The organism is Pseudomonas sp. 2(2015) (genome assembly GCF_000955865.1).
Taxonomy (GTDB): domain Bacteria; phylum Pseudomonadota; class Gammaproteobacteria; order Pseudomonadales; family Pseudomonadaceae; genus Aquipseudomonas.
Map to the genome: position 1 here is coordinate 134,793 of NZ_JYOF01000007.1, position 17,079 is coordinate 151,871.

The window sequence follows — 17,079 nt, forward strand, 5'->3', positions numbered from 1 at the left end:
AACGCGTGTCCTTGATCGCTTCTGACCACTTCCGCATCGTTGTCGGCCTCGGCAAGAGCGGCATGTCCCTGGTTCGCTTCCTGGCGAACCGGGGCATTGCCTTTGCGGTTGCCGACACCCGTGACAACCCGCCGGAACTGGACACCCTGCGCCGTGATTTCCCGCAGGTGGAAGTGCGCTGTGGCGAGCTGGACGTCGAGTTTCTCTGCCGCGCCGACGAGCTGTATGTCAGCCCCGGCCTGGCCCTTGCCACCCCGGCCCTGCAACAGGCCGCTGCCCGCGGCGTGAAGCTGTCGGGCGATATCGAACTGTTCGCCCGCAACGCCAAGGCGCCGATCATTGCCATCAGCGGCTCCAACGCCAAAAGCACCGTCACCACCCTGGTTGGCGAAATGGCCGCCGCGGCAGGCAAACGTGTGGCGGTCGGCGGCAACCTCGGTACCCCGGCGCTGGATTTGCTCAGCGACGACGTCGAGCTGTATGTGATGGAGCTGTCGAGCTTTCAGTTGGAGACCACCGACCAGCTCAACGCCGAAGTGGCCACCGTGCTCAACGTCAGCGAAGACCACATGGACCGCTACAGCGGCCTGCCGGCCTATCATCTGGCCAAGCACCGGATCTTCCGTGGTGCGCGCCAGGTGGTGGTCAACCGCCAGGATGCCCTGAGCCGGCCTCTGTTGTCTGAAGGCCAACCGGTATGGACCTTTGGTCTGAACGCCCCCGACTTCAAAGCCTTCGGTCTGCGCGAAGAGAGCGGCGAGAAGTACCTGGCGTTCGAATTCCAGAATCTGATGCCGGTGCGCGAGCTGAAGATTCGCGGCGCCCACAACCAGTCCAACGCCCTGGCGGCCCTGGCCCTGGGCCATGCGGTCGGTTTGCCGATGGACGCCATGCTCTCCAGCCTGCGCACCTTCGCAGGCCTTGCCCACCGTTGCCAGTGGATCCGCGAGCGTAACGGCGTGAACTGGTATGACGACTCCAAGGCGACCAACGTCGGTGCCGCCCTGGCGGCGATCGAAGGCCTGGGCGCCGATATCGACGGCAAGCTGGTGCTGGTCGCCGGCGGCGATGGCAAAGGTGCCGACTTCAGCGCCCTGCGCGCACCGGTTGCAGCCAACTGCCGCGCCGTGGTGCTGCTTGGCCGCGATGCCGAGCGCCTGGCGCAAGCCCTGGGCGACGACGTGCCGCAGATCCGGGTGAACACCCTCGATGAAGCCGTGCAGCAATGCGCCGAACTGGCCCAGCCTGGCGATGCCGTGCTGTTGTCGCCGGCCTGCGCGAGCCTGGACATGTTCAAAAACTTCGAAGAGCGTGGGCGCCTGTTCGCCCAGGCCGCAGGAGGGCTGGCATGATCTTCGGCATCATCAAGCCTTATCCATCGCCGCTGATCAGCGGTCGCGGCATCGACCTCGATTTCGCCATGCTCGCCGGTTGCCTGGCGCTGCTCGGCCTCGGCCTGGTGATGATCACCTCGGCGTCCTCGGAAGTCGCCGCGGCGCAGTCGGGCAACCCGCTGTATCACATGTTTCGCCACCTGGTGTACGTGGCCATCGGCGTCTTTGCCTGCATCGTCACCATGATGGTGCCGATCGCCACCTGGCAGAAGATGGGCTTCACCATGCTGGTCGGCGCCTTCGGCCTGCTGGTGCTGGTACTGGTGCCGGGCATCGGCCGCGAAGTGAACGGCTCGATGCGCTGGATCGGCTTCAGCTTCTTCAACGTCCAGCCCTCGGAAATCGCCAAGGTCTTCGTGGTCATTTACCTGGCCGGTTACCTGGTGCGTCGCCAGCAGGAAGTGCGCGAAAGCTGGATGGGCTTCTTCAAGCCGTTCATCGTGCTGTTGCCAATGGCCGGCCTGCTGCTGATGGAGCCGGACTTCGGTGCCACGGTGGTCATGATGGGCGCGGCGGCAGCGATGCTGTTCCTTGGTGGCGTCGGTCTGTTCCGTTTCAGCCTGATGGTGGTGCTGGCGGTGGCGGCGGTGTTCATCCTGGTCCAGGCCCAGCCCTACCGAATGGCACGTTTGATCACCTTTACCGACCCCTGGTCGGATCAGTTCGGCTCCGGCTACCAGCTAACCCAGGCGCTGATCGCCTTCGGTCGCGGCGAGTGGCTGGGTGTCGGCCTGGGCAACAGCGTGCAGAAGCAGTTCTACCTGCCCGAAGCGCACACCGACTTCGTCTTCTCGGTGCTTGCCGAAGAACTGGGCGTGGTCGGCTCGCTGGTCACCGTGGCGCTGTTTGTGTTTGTCACTGTGCGCGCGCTGTACATCGGCCTGTGGGCTGAAAAAGCCAAGCAGTTCTTTGCCGCCTACATGGCTTTCGGCCTCGCCTTCCTGTGGATTGGTCAGTTCCTGATCAACATCGGCGTGAACGTCGGCCTGCTGCCGACCAAGGGCCTGACCCTGCCGTTCCTCAGTTACGGCGGTAGCTCGCTGGTGATCTGCTGCGCCTGCGTCGGCCTGCTGCTGCGGATCGAGTGGGAGAGCCGCACGCACCTGGGCAGTGAAGAACACGAATTCGATGAAAGCGATTTTGCCGAGGAGCCGAATCATGGCCGCTAACGGCAAGAACGTATTGATCATGGCCGGCGGCACCGGGGGCCACGTGTTCCCGGCGCTGGCCTGCGCCCGTGAGTTCCAGGCGCGCGGCTTCAGCGTGCACTGGCTGGGCACCCCTCGCGGTATCGAGAATGAACTGGTGCCCCAGGCAGGCCTGCAATTGCACCTGATCCAGGTCACCGGCTTGCGCGGCAAGAGCAAGCTGTCGTTGCTCAAGGCGCCGTTCACCCTGGTCAAGGCGGTGCTGCAGGCGCGGCGGATCATTCGTCAGCTCAAGCCGGTGTGCGTGGTCGGCTTCGGTGGCTACGTGACCGGCCCCGGTGGCGTAGCCGCCAAGCTCTGCGGCGTGCCGGTGGTGATTCACGAGCAGAACGCCCGCGCCGGTACCGCCAATCGGCTGCTGGTGCCCTTGGCTGGCCGAGTCTGCGAAGCTTTCCCCGACACCTTCGCGGCGTCGGACAAACTGCGCACCACCGGTAACCCGGTGCGCAGCGAACTGTTCATGGAAACCCTGCGCGAGCCCCTGGGCGCGCGCAGGCCTCGCTTGCTGGTACTCGGCGGAAGCCTGGGTGCCGAACCGCTGAACAAGCTGCTGCCCCAGGCCCTGGCCCTGGTGCCTCAGGAGATTCGTCCCGAGGTGTTCCACCAGGCTGGCAAGCAGCACGACCAGATTACCGCCGAGCGTTATCGCCAGGCGGGTGTCGAGGCTCAGGTAGAGCCGTTCATCAAGGACATGGCCCATGCCTATGGCTGGGCTGATCTGGTGGTCTGCCGCGCGGGTGCGCTGACTGTCAGCGAACTGGCTGCGGCCGGCTTGCCCTCGATGCTGGTGCCCTTGCCCCATGCCATCGACGACCACCAGACCCACAACGCCCATTATCTGGCCCGTGAAGGCGCTGCCTTCCTGATGCCACAAGCGACAACTGGCGCAGCGCAACTCGCTGAACGCCTGAACGAGGTGCTGATGCAACCGGAAAAACTCACCACCATGGCCGCCACTGCCCGGCGCCTGGCCAAGCCCGCTGCCACCCGCACCGTGGTCGATATCTGTCTGGAGGTGGCCCATGGTTGAGAATCAAAAAGCCATGCCACAACCGGAAATGCGCCGTATCCGTCGCATCCACTTCGTCGGTATCGGCGGCGTGGGCATGTGCGGTATTGCCGAAGTGCTGCTGAACCTGGGTTACCAGGTGTCGGGCTCCGACCTCAAGACCTCGCCGGTCACCGAGCGTCTGGAATCCTTCGGTGCGCAGATCTTCATCGGTCACCGTGCCGAGAACGCCGCCAGCGCCGATGTGCTGGTGGTCTCGAGCGCCATCAACACCGCCAACCCGGAAGTCGCCACCGCCCTTGAGCGGCGCATTCCGGTGGTGCCGCGGGCCGAGATGCTCGCCGAGCTGATGCGCTACCGCCACGGCATCGCCGTTGCCGGTACCCATGGCAAGACCACCACCACCAGCCTGCTGGCCTCGGTGTTCGCCGCCGGTGGCCTGGACCCGACCTTCGTCATCGGTGGCCGCCTCAATGCAGCCGGCACCAATGCCCAGCTCGGCACCAGCCGCTACCTGATCGCCGAAGCCGATGAAAGCGACGCCAGCTTCCTGCACCTGCAGCCGCTGGTGGCGGTGGTCACCAACATCGACGCCGACCATATGGCGACCTACGAAGGCGACTTCAACAAACTGAAGAAAACCTTCGTCGAGTTCCTCCACAACCTGCCGTTCTACGGGCTGGCGGTGATGTGCCTGGACGATCCGGTGGTGCGCGAGATCCTCCCGCAGGTCAAGCGGCCGGCGGTCACCTATGGCTTCAGCGAAGAAGCCGACGTGCGTGCGATCAATGTCCGCCAGTCGGGCATGCAGACCCACTTCACCGTGCTGCGCCGCGATCGCGAGCCGCTGGACGTGTCGGTCAACATGCCGGGCAATCACAACGTGCTCAACGCCCTGGCGACCATCGCCATTGCCACCGACGAGGGCATCAGCGATGAAGCCATTGTCCAGGGCCTTTCGGGGTTCCAGGGGGTAGGGCGGCGCTTCCAGGTCTACGGCGAACTGCCGGTAGAGGGCGGCAGCGTGATGCTGGTCGACGACTACGGCCACCACCCGACCGAAGTCGCGGCGGTGATCAAGGCCGTGCGCGGTGGCTGGCCTGAGCGGCGCCTGGTGATGGTTTACCAGCCGCACCGTTACAGCCGCACCCGCGACCTCTACGACGATTTCGTCCAGGTCCTGGCCGACGCCAACGTACTGTTGCTGATGGAAGTCTATCCGGCCGGCGAAGAGCCGATCCCCGGTGCCGACAGCCGTCAGCTGTGCCACAGCATCCGCCAGCGCGGCCAGCTCGACCCGATCTACATCGAGCGCGGCATCGAGCTGGCGCCGCTGGTCAAGCCGCTGCTGCGCGCTGGCGACATCCTGCTGTGCCAAGGTGCCGGTGACATCGGTGGCCTGGCCCCGCAATTACTCAAGAGTCCGTTGTTCGCTGGTGCTGTTGCCAGTCAGGGGAAGTCGAAATGACTGATAACGCATACGCCACTTTGCACTCGACCATCGACCCGAAAGCCTTCGGCCGCGTTGCCGTGCTGTACGGCGGCAAGAGCGCCGAGCGCGAGGTTTCGCTGAAGTCCGGCGCCGCAGTCATCCAGGCGCTGACCAGCGCCGGTGTCGATGTGGTCGCCATCGACGTCGGTGACGATCTGCTGCAGCGCCTGCTGAGCGAGAAGATCGACCGCGCCTTCATCATCCTCCACGGCCGTGGCGGTGAAGACGGCAGCATGCAGGGCTTGCTGGAGTGCCTGGGCATCCCCTATACCGGCAGCGGCATCCTCGCTTCGGCACTGGCCATGGACAAGCTGCGGACCAAGCAGGTCTGGCACAGCCTGGGGATTCCGACCCCTCGTCACGCCGTACTGAGCAGCGAAGCCGACTGTATTTCTGCAGGTGCGGAACTGGGCTTCCCTTTGATCGTCAAACCGGCCCATGAAGGTTCCAGTATCGGTATGGCGAAAGTGCAGGGTGTCGACGAATTGATCGCCGCCTGGAAGGACGCCGCTACCTACGATTCGCAAGTGTTGGTCGAACAATGGATTCATGGTCCGGAGTTCACCGTCGCGACCCTGCGTGGCCAGGTGTTGCCGCCGATTGCCCTGGGCACGCCGCACACCTTCTATGACTACGACGCCAAGTACATTGCCAACGATACCCAGTACCGCATCCCGTGCGGCCTGGACGCGGCCAAGGAAAAAGAGCTGATCGACCTGACTGCCCGTGCCTGCGACGCCATCGGCATCGCCGGCTGGGGCCGCCTGGACGTGATGCAGGACGAGCAGGGGCGTTTCTGGCTGCTCGAGGTCAACACCGCACCAGGCATGACTGATCACAGCCTGGTCCCGATGGCGGCACGCGCGGCCGGCCTGGACTTCCAGCAGTTGGTGCTGGCGATCCTGGCGGCAAGCGCCCCGGCGCGAGGTTAAGCCCATGCAAGGCGCGATGTTACGTCATCAGCAACCCGCCCCCGGCCGTAACAAGCCGGTGCCGCGTGGTGCCAGCCGGATGGTGGCCAAGGAGCCACTGTCGGCGCGCCTGCCCAAGGCCAACTTCAGCGTGTTCAAGCGCCTGCTGTGGCCGGTGCTGCTGGTCGTCGCAGGTTTTGGCGCCTACGAAGGTGCCCAGCGCCTGATGCCGTACGCCGATCGGCCGATTACCAAGATCGCCGTACAGGGCGACCTCAGCTACATCAGCCAGCAGGCGGTGCAGCAGCGGATCGCCCCCTACGTAGCGGCGAGCTTCTTCACCGTCGACCTGGCGAGCATGCGCGCGGAACTGGAGCAGATGCCCTGGATCGCCCACGCCGAAGTGCGCCGGGTGTGGCCGGATGAAGTGGTGATCCGCCTGGAAGAACAGTTGCCGGTCGCGCGCTGGGGTGACGAAGCCTTGCTCAATAACCAGGGCCAGGCCTTTACCCCGCGTGAACTGGCCAACTACGAGCACCTGCCGCAGCTGTTCGGGCCGCAGCGGGCGCAGCAAAAAGTAATGCAGCAATATCAGGTCCTGAGCCAGATGTTGCGGCCGATGGGCTTTTCGATTGCCCGGCTGGAGTTGCGCGAGCGCGGCAGCTGGTTCCTGACCACCGGTGCCGGTAGCGCCGGGCCAGGTATCGAACTGCTGCTGGGACGCGATCATCTGGTGGAAAAGATGCGCCGCTTCATTGCCATTTACGACAAGACACTCAAAGAACAGATCACGAACATCGCCCGCATCGATCTGCGTTATGCCAATGGCCTGGCTGTTGGCTGGCGGGAACCGAATGCACCGACGACGGCCCAACCCGCCGTTGCGAAGAATTAGAGAGAGGCAGGACCCATGGCAAATGCGCATAGCGGCAAAATGATCGTCGGGCTGGATATCGGCACCTCCAAGGTCGTGGCACTGGTGGGCGAAGTCGCCGCCGACGGCACCCTGGAAATCGTCGGTATCGGCACCCACCCATCGCGCGGGCTGAAGAAGGGCGTGGTGGTCAATATCGAGTCCACCGTGCAGTCGATCCAGCGTGCGGTCGAAGAGGCCCAGCTGATGGCTGGCTGCCGGATCCACTCGGCGTTCGTCGGTGTTGCCGGCAATCACATCCGCAGCCTGAACTCCCACGGCATCGTCGCCATCCGCGACCGTGAAGTCAGCGCCGCCGACCTTGAGCGCGTGCTCGACGCCGCCCAGGCCGTGGCCATTCCGGCCGACCAGCGGGTCCTGCACACCCTGCCGCAGGACTACGTGATCGACAACCAGGAAGGCGTGCGCGAGCCACTGGGGATGTCCGGCGTGCGTCTGGAAGCCAAGGTCCACGTGGTCACCTGCGCCGTCAATGCCGCGCAGAACATCGAAAAGTGCGTGCGTCGCTGCGGCCTGGAAATCGACGACATCATCCTCGAGCAACTGGCCTCGGCTTACTCGGTGCTGACCGATGACGAGAAAGAGCTCGGCGTGTGCCTGGTCGACATCGGTGGCGGCACCACCGACATCGCCATCTTCACTGAAGGCGCGATCCGTCACACCGCGGTGATCCCGATTGCCGGCGACCAGGTGACCAACGACATCGCCATGGCCCTGCGTACCCCGACTCAATACGCCGAAGAGATCAAGATCCGTTACGCCTGCGCCCTGGCCAAGCTGGCCGGCGCCGGTGAAACCATCAAGGTGCCGAGCGTCGGCGACCGTCCGCCGCGCGAACTGTCGCGCCAGGCCCTGGCCGAAGTGGTCGAGCCGCGTTACGACGAGCTCTTCACCCTGATCCAGGCCGAACTGCGTCGCAGCGGCTACGAAGACCTGGTACCGGCGGGCATCGTCCTGACCGGCGGTACCTCGAAAATGGAAGGCGCGGTAGAACTTGCCGAAGAAATCTTCCACATGCCGGTACGCCTGGGCGTGCCGCACAGTGTTCGCGGCCTTAGCGATGTGGTGCGCAACCCGATTTATTCCACCGGTGTGGGCCTTTTGACCTACGGCCTGCAGAAGCAGTCCGACGGCTTGACCCTGACCGGTATCAGCAGCAGCAACAACGGCTATGGCGATGAACCGAAGGCTCCAGCGTTCGAACGCTTCAAACGCTGGGTCCAGGGCAACTTTTAAAGTTTCAAAGCAGTAGTAGTAGGCGCAAAAACTAGAGAACTGTAAGGAGAGGGAAAATGTTCGAGCTCGTAGACAACGTCCCGCAAAGTCCGGTCATCAAAGTGATCGGCGTCGGTGGCGGCGGTGGCAACGCCGTCAATCACATGGTCAAGAGCAACATCGAAGGCGTCGAATTCATCTGCGCCAACACCGATGCTCAAGCGCTGAAAAACATCGGCGCGCGTACCATCCTGCAACTGGGCACCGGTGTAACCAAGGGCCTGGGTGCCGGTGCCAATCCGGAAGTCGGCCGTCAGGCCGCGCTGGAAGACCGTGAGCGCATCGCCGAAGTGCTGCAAGGCACCAACATGGTGTTCATCACCACCGGCATGGGCGGCGGTACCGGTACCGGTGCGGCGCCAATCATCGCCGAAGTGGCCAAGGAACTGGGCATCCTCACCGTTGCCGTGGTGACCCGGCCGTTCCCGTTCGAAGGCCGCAAGCGCATGCAGATTGCCGACGAGGGCATCCGTGCACTGGCTGACAGCGTCGACTCGCTGATCACCATCCCCAACGAGAAGCTGCTGACCATCCTCGGCAAGGACGCCAGCCTGCTGTCGGCGTTTGCCAAGGCTGACGACGTACTGGCCGGTGCCGTTCGCGGTATCTCCGACATCATCAAGCGTCCGGGCATGATCAACGTCGATTTCGCCGACGTGCGTACCGTGATGAGCGAGATGGGCATGGCCATGATGGGTACCGGCTGTGCCAGCGGTCCTAACCGTGCACGTGAAGCGACCGAGGCAGCCATCCGCAACCCGCTGCTCGAAGACGTCAACCTGCAGGGCGCTCGCGGCATCCTGGTGAACATCACCGCAGGTCCTGACCTGTCGCTGGGTGAGTACTCGGACGTCGGTAGCATCATCGAGGCCTTCGCATCCGATCACGCCATGGTCAAGGTCGGTACCGTTATCGATCCGGACATGCGCGACGAGCTGCACGTTACAGTGGTTGCCACTGGCCTGGGTGCGAAAATCGAGAAGCCGGTCAAGGTTATCGACAACACCATGCAGACCGCTGCGGCGCAGACCCCGGCTCCGGCCCCTGTACGCAACGAGTCGTCGGTTAACTACCGTGACCTGGAGCGTCCGACCGTGATGCGCAACCAGGCCCACGCCGGTGCTGCGGCGGCTGCAAAACTTAATCCGCAAGACGATCTGGACTACCTGGACATCCCGGCATTCCTGCGTCGTCAGGCCGATTAATGAAATTTATCAGGGGTATAAGGGTGATTGGTGTTCAGCAAAGGCCGGGTCTGGTATTATCCTCAGCCTTTGTTGATACCAGTTCGCAATTTGCGCTGAAGCGGCCAATGCCATGATTAAACAACGCACCCTGAAGAATATTATCCGTGCCACAGGTGTCGGCCTGCACTCCGGGGAAAAGGTTTACCTGACCCTCAAACCTGCACCTGTGGATACCGGCATCGTATTTCGCCGTGCCGACCTCGACCCCGTGGTGGAAATTCCCGCCCGCGCGGCCAACGTCGGCGAGACCACCATGTCGACGACACTGGTCAACGGCGATACCAAGGTAGACACGGTTGAGCACTTGCTCTCGGCCATGGCTGGCCTGGGCATCGATAACGCCTACGTCGAGCTCTCCGCGTCCGAAGTGCCGATCATGGACGGTAGCGCTGGGCCCTTTGTATTCCTGATTCAATCTGCCGGCCTGGAAGAACAGGACGCAGCCAAGAAGTTCATCCGCATCCTGCGCGAAGTGACAGTGGAAGACGGCGACAAGCGCGCTACTTTCCTGCCATTCGACGGGTTCAAGGTGAGTTTCGAGATCGATTTCGATCACCCGGTGTTCCGCAACCGGACCCAAAGCGCCAGCGTGGACTTTTCCAGCACCTCGTTTGTGAAGGAAGTCAGCCGCGCCCGTACCTTCGGGTTCATGAGTGACATCGAGTACCTGCGCAAGCACAACCTCGCACTCGGTGGCAGTGTGGAAAACGCCATCGTGGTCGACAAGGACGGCGTGCTCAACGAAGACGGTCTTCGCTACGAAGACGAATTCGTCAAGCACAAGATCCTCGACGCCATCGGCGACCTCTACCTGCTGGGCAACAGCCTGATCGGCGAGTTCAAGGGCTACAAGTCCGGACACGCGCTGAACAACCAGCTGCTGCGCAAGCTGATCGAGGAAACAGACGCCTGGGAAGTGGTGACTTTCGAAGATGCCAGCACGGCACCGATCTCTTACATGCGTCCGGTTGCGGCAGTGTAAGTACGAACACTCTCTTCTTTAGTTTTTTTCGGCCACCTTCGGGTGGCCTTTTTTATGCCTGGTTTTTGTGTGGGAGCCGGTCTTGCCGGCGATGGGCTGCGCAGCAGCCCCATGCACGGAATATCAGCCGTCCGCCGCATCCTTATCCCGCGCATGGCTGGCCAACCGCTCCAGCGCCGCCCGCAGCTTCGGATCGCTGATGCCTTCAGCCGTCGCCTGAATACTTTCGGCCGCCCGGCTCGACAGGTCGGCGGTGTGCCCGGCCGCGCGGCTCTGGGCGGTCGGTGGCTGTACCTTGAACAAAATCCGCGTCAGGCTGGCAAAGGCCTCCAGAGTCTGCAACTGGCGTTGCAGGCGTTTTTGCTGGTAACGCAGGCGGGTGGCCCAGTGGCCGTCGGTGACGATCAACAACAGCGTGCCCTCGCGCCAGGAAGCGAGGTGGCAATGTTCGCGGGCCGCCGGCTGCAGCTGGCTGTCGAGCAGCTTCTGCAGTTGCGCCAGGCGCTGGGCCTGGCTGAACAGGGCTTTGAGCGGCCGGGCTTCGCGCAGAAGGACAGCGGGAGCGCGGGCTGGCGAGGGGCGAAAAGCCATGAAGGGACACCTGAAGTTACAGAGCTGCCATCTTAGCAGATCGCCACAGGCAGGCCCTGTTTGCGCTGCGAGGGTAAAACTTCATGTTGCAATGGCTTGAAGTTGGCGAAAAAGGCCTTATTTTAACCATGCCCCGTCAAAGCGCTGTGCCAGCATCGTGGAAATCCGCCACTTTCCTCACCATCGTTTCCGGGTAGAATGCTCGTTCGCATGCGGCCATTAGGGCTGCACGGGCGACTTACGGGGCCGCCCTCCATCCCCACGTGTGGAAGATCCTGCCGATATGTTTGCGCCTTTGTTAAAAAAACTTTTTGGAAGCAAGAACGAGCGTGAAGTCAAACGCATGCTCAAGACGGTACAGATCGTCAATGCCTTCGAAGAGCAGATGGTGGCCCTCTCGGACGAGCAGCTGCGCGCCAAGACCGCAGCGTTCAAAGAGCGCCTGGCCAAAGGCGAGACCCTCGACCAACTGTTGCCTGAAGCCTTCGCGGTCGCCCGTGAAGCGGGCAAGCGGGTCATGGGCATGCGTCACTTCGATGTGCAGCTGATCGGCGGCATGACCTTGCACGAAGGCATGATCGCAGAAATGCGTACCGGTGAAGGCAAGACCTTGGTCGCAACCCTAGGCGTGTACCTCAATGCCTTGTCGGGCAAAGGTGTGCACGTGGTCACGGTGAACGACTACCTGGCCCGCCGCGACGCCAACTGGATGCGTCCGCTGTACGAATTCCTCGGCCTGACCGTCGGTGTCGTCACACCGTTCCAGCCGCCGGAAGAGAAGCGCATTGCCTACGCCGCCGACATCACCTACGGCACCAACAACGAATTCGGTTTCGACTACCTGCGCGACAACATGGCCTTCAGCATGGAAGAGAAATTCCAGCGCGAGCTGAATTTCGCCGTGATCGACGAAGTCGACTCCATCCTCATCGATGAAGCCCGTACCCCGCTGATCATCTCCGGCCAGGCCGAAGACAGCTCCAAGCTGTACATCGAGATCAACAAGCTGATCCCGCGCCTCAAGCAGCACATCGAGGAAGTCGAGGGCCAGGTTACCCAGGAAGGCCACTACAGCATCGACGAGAAGAGCCGTCAGGTTGAACTCAACGAAGCCGGCCACCAGTTCATCGAAGAGATGCTCACCCAGGTCGGCCTGCTGGCCGAGGGCGAGAGCCTCTACTCGGCGCACAACCTGGGCCTGCTGACCCACGTCTACGCCGGCCTGCGCGCGCACAAGCTGTTCCATCGCAACATCGAGTACATCGTCCAGGACGGCCAGATCCTGCTGATCGACGAACACACCGGGCGTACCATGCCGGGTCGCCGTCTGTCCGAAGGCCTGCACCAGGCGATCGAAGCGAAAGAGAACCTGAACATTCAGGCCGAGAGCCAGACCCTGGCCTCGACCACCTTCCAGAACTACTTCCGCCTGTACAACAAACTGTCGGGCATGACCGGTACCGCCGACACCGAAGCGTTCGAGTTCCAGTCGATCTACGGCCTCAACGTGATGGTGATCCCGCCGAACAAGCCGTTGGCCCGTAAGGACTTCAACGACCTGGTGTACCTGACCGCCGACGAGAAGTACCAGGCGATCATCGCCGACATCAAGGAAAGCATGACCCAGGGCCGTCCGGTCCTGGTGGGCACCGCGACCATCGAAACCTCCGAGCACATGTCCAACCTGCTGCAGAAGGAAGGCATCGATCACAAGGTCCTGAACGCCAAGTACCACGAAAAAGAAGCCGAGATCATTGCCCAGGCCGGTCGCCCGGGTGCGCTGACCATCGCCACCAACATGGCCGGTCGCGGTACCGACATCCTCCTGGGCGGTAACTGGGAAGTCGAAGTCGCCGCCATGGACAGCCCGACCGCCGAGCAGGTCGCGCAGATCAAGGCCGACTGGCAGAAGCGTCACCAGCAGGTGATCGAGTCCGGTGGCCTGCACGTGATTGCTTCCGAGCGTCACGAATCGCGCCGTATCGACAACCAGCTGCGTGGCCGTTCCGGTCGTCAGGGCGACCCGGGTTCGAGCCGTTTCTACCTGTCGCTGGAAGACAGCCTGATGCGTATCTTCGCCTCTGACCGGGTGAAGAACTTCATGAAGGCCCTGGGCATGCAGTCCGGTGAAGCCATCGAACACCGCATGGTCACCAACGCCATCGAAAAAGCCCAGCGCAAGGTCGAAGGCCGCAACTTCGACATTCGCAAGCAGTTGCTCGAATTCGACGACGTCGCCAACGAACAGCGTAAAGTCATCTACCACATGCGTAACAGCCTGCTGGCAGCCGACAACATTGGCGACACCATCGCCGACTTCCGCCAGGAAGTGCTCGACGTCACCGTCGCCCAGCACATTCCGCCGCAATCGCTGCCCGAGCAGTGGGACGTGGCCGGCCTGGAAGCGGCCCTGGCCAGCGATTTCGGGGTCAAGCTGCCGATTCAGCAATGGCTCGACGAAGACGACCACCTGTACGAAGAAACCCTGCGTGCCAAGCTCATGACTGAGCTGCTGGCGGCCTACAACGAGAAGGAAGAGCAGGCCAGCGCCGAAGCCCTGCGTACCTTCGAGAAGCAGATCCTGCTGCGTGTGCTCGACGACCTGTGGAAAGACCACCTGTCGACCATGGACCATCTGCGCCACGGTATCCACCTGCGCGGCTATGCGCAGAAGAACCCGAAGCAGGAGTACAAGCGCGAGTCGTTCAACCTGTTCCAGGAGCTGCTCGATTCGATCAAGCGCGACACCATCCGCGTGCTCTCGCACGTTCAGGTGCGCCGCGAAGATCCGGTCGAGGAAGAGGCCCGTCTGCGCCGCGAAGCCGAAGAGCTGGCTGCGCGCATGCAGTTCCAGCACGCCGAGGCCCCGGGCCTTGAAGCTGAACCGCAGGAAGACGGTGCTGACGTTGCCGTGGCCGCCGCGCCTGTGCGCAACGAGCAGAAGCTGGGCCGCAACGAGCCATGCTGGTGCGGTTCGGGCAAGAAGTTCAAGCAGTGCCACGGCAAGATCGACTGATCATCACGCCGTAGTACCTCGCTGACATCTGAACACCGCGCCGCGACAGGTCCTGACCGTCGCGGCGTTGTTCCATCTCAAGCGCCGGTAATCTCGTCCCGGTGCCTTTTTTCTAGGAGCGCTTTCATGGCTGTTGGTCTTGGTCCTTTGCCAACGTTGCACCCGGTTCCAGGTTTCGAACTCGGCATCGCCTCTGCGGGCATCAAGCGCCCCGGGCGCAAGGACGTGGTGGTAATGCGCTGCGCCGAAGGCTCCAGCGTCGCCGGCGTGTTTACCCTGAACGCCTTTTGCGCCGCCCCGGTGATCCTCGCCAAACAGCGCGTACAGGGTACCGTACGCTACCTGCTGACCAACACCGGCAACGCCAACGCCGGCACCGGCGCGCCAGGCCTGGCTGCGGCCGAGCGCACCTGCGCCAAGCTGGCCGAGCTGACTGGCGTCGACGCCAGTGCCGTGCTGCCATTCTCCACCGGCGTGATCGGCGAGCCGCTGCCGGTCGAGAAGATCGAAGGCGCCCTGCAGGCAGCCATCGATGACTTGTCGGAAAACAACTGGGCCGCAGCCGCCACCGGCATCATGACCACCGACACCCTGCCTAAAGGCGCCAGCCGCCAGTTCCAGCATGACGGCGTGACCATCACCGTCACCGGCATCAGTAAAGGCGCGGGCATGATCCGCCCGAACATGGCGACCATGCTCGGTTACATCGCCACCGACGCCAAGGTGGCCCCGGCAGTGCTCAAGGACCTGATCCTCGACGGCGCCAATAAGTCGTTCAACCGCATCACCATCGACGGCGACACCTCGACCAACGACTGCTGCATGCTGATTGCCACCGGCAAGGCCGATGTCGCCGAAGTCAGCGAAGCCAGCGGCCCGCTGTTCGAAGCGCTGAAAAAAGCCGTGTTCGAAGTGTGCATGGAAGTCGCCCAGGCCATCGTCCGCGACGGCGAAGGTGCGACCAAGTTCGTCACTGTTGAAGTCAACGGCGGCGGCAACCATCAGGAGTGCCTGGACGTCGGCTATGCCGTGGCCCACTCGCCGCTGATCAAGACCGCACTGTTCGCCTCCGACCCGAACTGGGGCCGGATCCTCGCCGCGGTCGGCCGGGCCGGTGTACCGGACCTGGACGTCAGCCTGATCGACGTTTACCTGGGTGATGTGTGCATCGCCAGCCAGGGCGGGCGCAGCGCCAGCTACACCGAAGCCCAGGGCTCGGCAGTCATGGCCCGTGAAGAAATCACCATCCGTATCGAGCTGGGCCGTGGCCAGTGCAGCGAAACCATCTGGACCACCGACCTGTCCCACGAGTACGTGAAAATCAACGCTGAATACCGTACTTAACCTCATCGCCGGGCGAGCCCGCTCCTACCAAACCTGTAGGAGCGGGCTTGACCCGCGAAAAGCCCCTGATGGAGCCGAACCATGAGCTACCACCTGATCATCGGCGACAAGCTGTACTCCTCCTGGTCGCTGCGCGCCGCCCTGGCCCTTGAGCTGGCCGTTGCTACTTACGATGAAACCCTGATCAAGCTCAACCAGCCTGACACCCGCCAGCGCCTGCTCGAGCATTCGCCCACTGCCAAGGTACCGCTGCTCAAAAGCGAGCACGGGGTGATTGCCGACTCCCTGGCGATTGCCGAATACCTGGCCGAGCGTCACCCGCAAGCCAACCTCTGGCCTACCGACGTCGCTGCCCGTGCCCAGGCCCGTTCGGCTTGCGCACAGATGCACAGCGGCTTCTTCGCCCTGCGTGGCAACATGCCGTTCGACCTGTCTCGCGATCAAGCGCTGGAAAGCATGCCGCTGGACGTGCAGGTCGATATCGACCGCATCGTCGCGCTGTGGTCCGAATGCCGCCTGGCAGCCAAAGAGGCTGGCCCTTACCTGTTCGGCAGCCTGAGCCTGGCCGACGCCTTCTTTGCCCCGATCGCCGTGCGCCTGCGCACCTACCGGGTCGAAGTGCCGGCAGATGCGGCGGCCTATATCGAGACCATCTACCAGTGGCCAGCCTTCCAGGCCTGGCAACAAGCTGGCCTGGCGGAGCGTGAAGGGTGAAACGTGTGCATGTAGCCGCCGCGGTCATCCGCGGCACCGACGGACGCATCCTGATTGCCCGCCGCGCTGACAGCCAGCACCAGGGCGGCCTGTGGGAATTTCCCGGTGGCAAGGTCGAAGACGGCGAAGCGGTCGAAGTGGCCCTGGCTCGTGAGCTTCATGAAGAGCTGGGCATCGTTGTCACTGCGGCGCGGCCGCTGATCAAGGTCAAGCACGATTACCCGGACAAACAGGTACTGCTGGATGTCTGGGACGTTAACGGCTTTAGCGGCGAACCCCATGGCGCCGAAGGCCAGCCGCTGGCCTGGGTGACTGCGCGGGAGTTGCCGGACTACGACTTCCCTGAAGCCAACCAGCCAATCGTTGCCGCCGCGCGTTTGCCGGGGCAATACCTGATTACTCCCGAGGGGCTGGAAGTCCCGCAGATGTTGCGAGGCATCCAGAAGGCCATTGCCGACGGAATCAAGCTGGTACAACTACGTGCGCCGAACATGTACGACCCCAAATACCGCGATGTCGCGGTAGATGCGGTCGGTCTGTGCGCGGGCAAGGCGCAGTTGATGCTCAAGGGCCCGCTGGAATGGCTGGGCGACTTCCCGGCGGCCGGTTGGCACCTGACCTCTGAGCAGCTGCGCAAGTACGCCAGCAAAGGCCGGCCGTTCCCCAGGCAGCGCTGGCTGGCGGCGTCGTGTCATAACGCTGAAGAACTGGCACTGGCCGAGCAGATGGGCGTGGATTTCGTCACCCTGTCACCGGTGCAGGCGACCCAGACCCATCCGGATGCCGTGCCACTGGGCTGGGACCAGGCGCAGCAACTGATCGAAGGCTTCAGCAAGCCTGTGTATCTGCTTGGTGGCGTGGGCGCTGCCGAGCAGGAAAAGGCCTGGCAGCATGGCGCTCAGGGTGTGGCGGGGATCCGCGCGTTCTGGCCTGAGCTCTGAATTGATCGCGAGGCAAGCCTG

The 17,079-nt window shown here is 63.1% G+C and carries 14 protein-coding genes; 13 read left to right on the forward strand and 1 reads right to left on the reverse strand.

Features of this window, described 5'->3' with window-relative positions:
* Positions 1-5 precede the first annotated feature (5 nt).
* The 9 genes from murD (at position 6) to lpxC (ending at position 10,452) form a co-directional block, all read left to right on the forward strand.
* Positions 6-1,352 carry a UDP-N-acetylmuramoyl-L-alanine--D-glutamate ligase gene (murD, locus tag UB48_RS12325; protein ID WP_045197331.1) on the forward strand — a complete coding sequence of 449 codons (1,347 nt, stop codon included), beginning with the start codon at positions 6-8 and terminating at the stop codon, positions 1,350-1,352.
* On the forward strand, positions 1,352-2,563 hold the full coding sequence (gene ftsW, locus UB48_RS12330) for a putative lipid II flippase FtsW (RefSeq protein WP_176794320.1): 1,212 nt from the start codon (positions 1,352-1,354) through the stop codon (positions 2,561-2,563). The genes murD and ftsW overlap by 1 nt, the downstream gene beginning before the upstream one ends.
* The gene (murG, locus tag UB48_RS12335) at positions 2,553-3,632 is read left to right on the forward strand and encodes an undecaprenyldiphospho-muramoylpentapeptide beta-N-acetylglucosaminyltransferase (protein WP_045197334.1); all 1,080 of its coding nucleotides are present in this window, start codon (positions 2,553-2,555) and stop codon (positions 3,630-3,632) included. The genes ftsW and murG overlap by 11 nt, the downstream gene beginning before the upstream one ends.
* Positions 3,625-5,079 (forward strand): UDP-N-acetylmuramate--L-alanine ligase, encoded by a 1,455-nt coding sequence (murC, locus tag UB48_RS12340; protein WP_045197336.1) that lies wholly within the window; start codon positions 3,625-3,627, stop codon positions 5,077-5,079. The genes murG and murC overlap by 8 nt, the downstream gene beginning before the upstream one ends.
* Positions 5,076-6,035: a D-alanine--D-alanine ligase gene (locus UB48_RS12345; RefSeq protein ID WP_045197338.1), complete on the forward strand. Its 960-nt coding sequence runs from the start codon at positions 5,076-5,078 to the stop codon at positions 6,033-6,035. Before murC ends, UB48_RS12345 begins: the two co-directional genes overlap by 4 nt.
* A gap of 4 nt (positions 6,036-6,039) precedes the next feature.
* Positions 6,040-6,909 carry a cell division protein FtsQ/DivIB gene (locus UB48_RS12350; protein ID WP_038998876.1) on the forward strand — a complete coding sequence of 290 codons (870 nt, stop codon included), beginning with the start codon at positions 6,040-6,042 and terminating at the stop codon, positions 6,907-6,909.
* A 15-nt stretch (positions 6,910-6,924) separates the two neighbouring features.
* Positions 6,925-8,184, forward strand: coding sequence for a cell division protein FtsA (gene ftsA, locus UB48_RS12355; RefSeq protein WP_010220793.1), 1,260 nt, complete (start codon positions 6,925-6,927; stop codon positions 8,182-8,184).
* Between the two features lie 56 nt (positions 8,185-8,240).
* Positions 8,241-9,428 (forward strand): cell division protein FtsZ, encoded by a 1,188-nt coding sequence (gene ftsZ, locus UB48_RS12360; RefSeq protein ID WP_045197340.1) that lies wholly within the window; start codon positions 8,241-8,243, stop codon positions 9,426-9,428.
* 112 nt (positions 9,429-9,540) lie between these two features.
* Positions 9,541-10,452: a UDP-3-O-acyl-N-acetylglucosamine deacetylase gene (gene lpxC / locus UB48_RS12365; RefSeq protein ID WP_028943297.1), complete on the forward strand. Its 912-nt coding sequence runs from the start codon at positions 9,541-9,543 to the stop codon at positions 10,450-10,452.
* 123 nt (positions 10,453-10,575) lie between these two features.
* Here lpxC and UB48_RS12370 read toward each other — a convergent pair whose 3' ends face one another.
* Positions 10,576-11,043 carry a DUF721 domain-containing protein gene (locus UB48_RS12370; RefSeq protein WP_045197343.1) on the reverse strand — a complete coding sequence of 156 codons (468 nt, stop codon included), beginning with the start codon at positions 11,041-11,043 and terminating at the stop codon, positions 10,576-10,578.
* A gap of 283 nt (positions 11,044-11,326) precedes the next feature.
* On the opposite strand from UB48_RS12370, the gene secA reads away from it, so the two are divergent.
* The 4 genes from secA to UB48_RS12390 all read left to right on the forward strand — a co-directional run bounded on the left by secA (position 11,327) and on the right by UB48_RS12390 (position 17,058).
* Complete coding sequence (gene secA / locus UB48_RS12375) at positions 11,327-14,059, forward strand: preprotein translocase subunit SecA (RefSeq protein WP_045197346.1); 2,733 nt, start codon at positions 11,327-11,329, stop codon at positions 14,057-14,059.
* A gap of 126 nt (positions 14,060-14,185) precedes the next feature.
* Positions 14,186-15,403, forward strand: a complete 1,218-nt coding sequence (argJ, locus tag UB48_RS12380) for a bifunctional glutamate N-acetyltransferase/amino-acid acetyltransferase ArgJ (RefSeq protein WP_045197349.1) — start codon at positions 14,186-14,188, stop codon at positions 15,401-15,403.
* A gap of 81 nt (positions 15,404-15,484) precedes the next feature.
* Positions 15,485-16,117, forward strand: a complete 633-nt coding sequence (locus UB48_RS12385) for a glutathione S-transferase (RefSeq protein WP_045197351.1) — start codon at positions 15,485-15,487, stop codon at positions 16,115-16,117.
* On the forward strand, positions 16,114-17,058 hold the full coding sequence (locus UB48_RS12390) for a Nudix family hydrolase (protein WP_045197354.1): 945 nt from the start codon (positions 16,114-16,116) through the stop codon (positions 17,056-17,058). The genes UB48_RS12385 and UB48_RS12390 overlap by 4 nt, the downstream gene beginning before the upstream one ends.
* Positions 17,059-17,079 lie beyond the last annotated feature (21 nt).

What these genes read in the sequence shown, in the direction of transcription:
- murG (WP_045197334.1), top strand. Translation starts at nt 2,553, where the DNA reads ATGGCCGCTAACGGCAAGAACGTATTGATCATGGCCGGCGGCACCGGG.
- murC (WP_045197336.1), top strand. Translation starts at nt 3,625, where the DNA reads ATGGTTGAGAATCAAAAAGCCATGCCACAACCGGAAATGCGCCGTATC.
- UB48_RS12345 (WP_045197338.1), top strand. Translation starts at nt 5,076, where the DNA reads ATGACTGATAACGCATACGCCACTTTGCACTCGACCATCGACCCGAAA.
- UB48_RS12350 (WP_038998876.1), top strand. Translation starts at nt 6,040, where the DNA reads ATGCAAGGCGCGATGTTACGTCATCAGCAACCCGCCCCCGGCCGTAAC.
- ftsA (WP_010220793.1), top strand. Translation starts at nt 6,925, where the DNA reads ATGGCAAATGCGCATAGCGGCAAAATGATCGTCGGGCTGGATATCGGC.
- ftsZ (WP_045197340.1), top strand. Translation starts at nt 8,241, where the DNA reads ATGTTCGAGCTCGTAGACAACGTCCCGCAAAGTCCGGTCATCAAAGTG.
- lpxC (WP_028943297.1), top strand. Translation starts at nt 9,541, where the DNA reads ATGATTAAACAACGCACCCTGAAGAATATTATCCGTGCCACAGGTGTC.
- UB48_RS12370 (WP_045197343.1), bottom strand. Translation starts at nt 11,043, where the DNA reads ATGGCTTTTCGCCCCTCGCCAGCCCGCGCTCCCGCTGTCCTTCTGCGC.
- secA (WP_045197346.1), top strand. Translation starts at nt 11,327, where the DNA reads ATGTTTGCGCCTTTGTTAAAAAAACTTTTTGGAAGCAAGAACGAGCGT.
- argJ (WP_045197349.1), top strand. Translation starts at nt 14,186, where the DNA reads ATGGCTGTTGGTCTTGGTCCTTTGCCAACGTTGCACCCGGTTCCAGGT.
- UB48_RS12385 (WP_045197351.1), top strand. Translation starts at nt 15,485, where the DNA reads ATGAGCTACCACCTGATCATCGGCGACAAGCTGTACTCCTCCTGGTCG.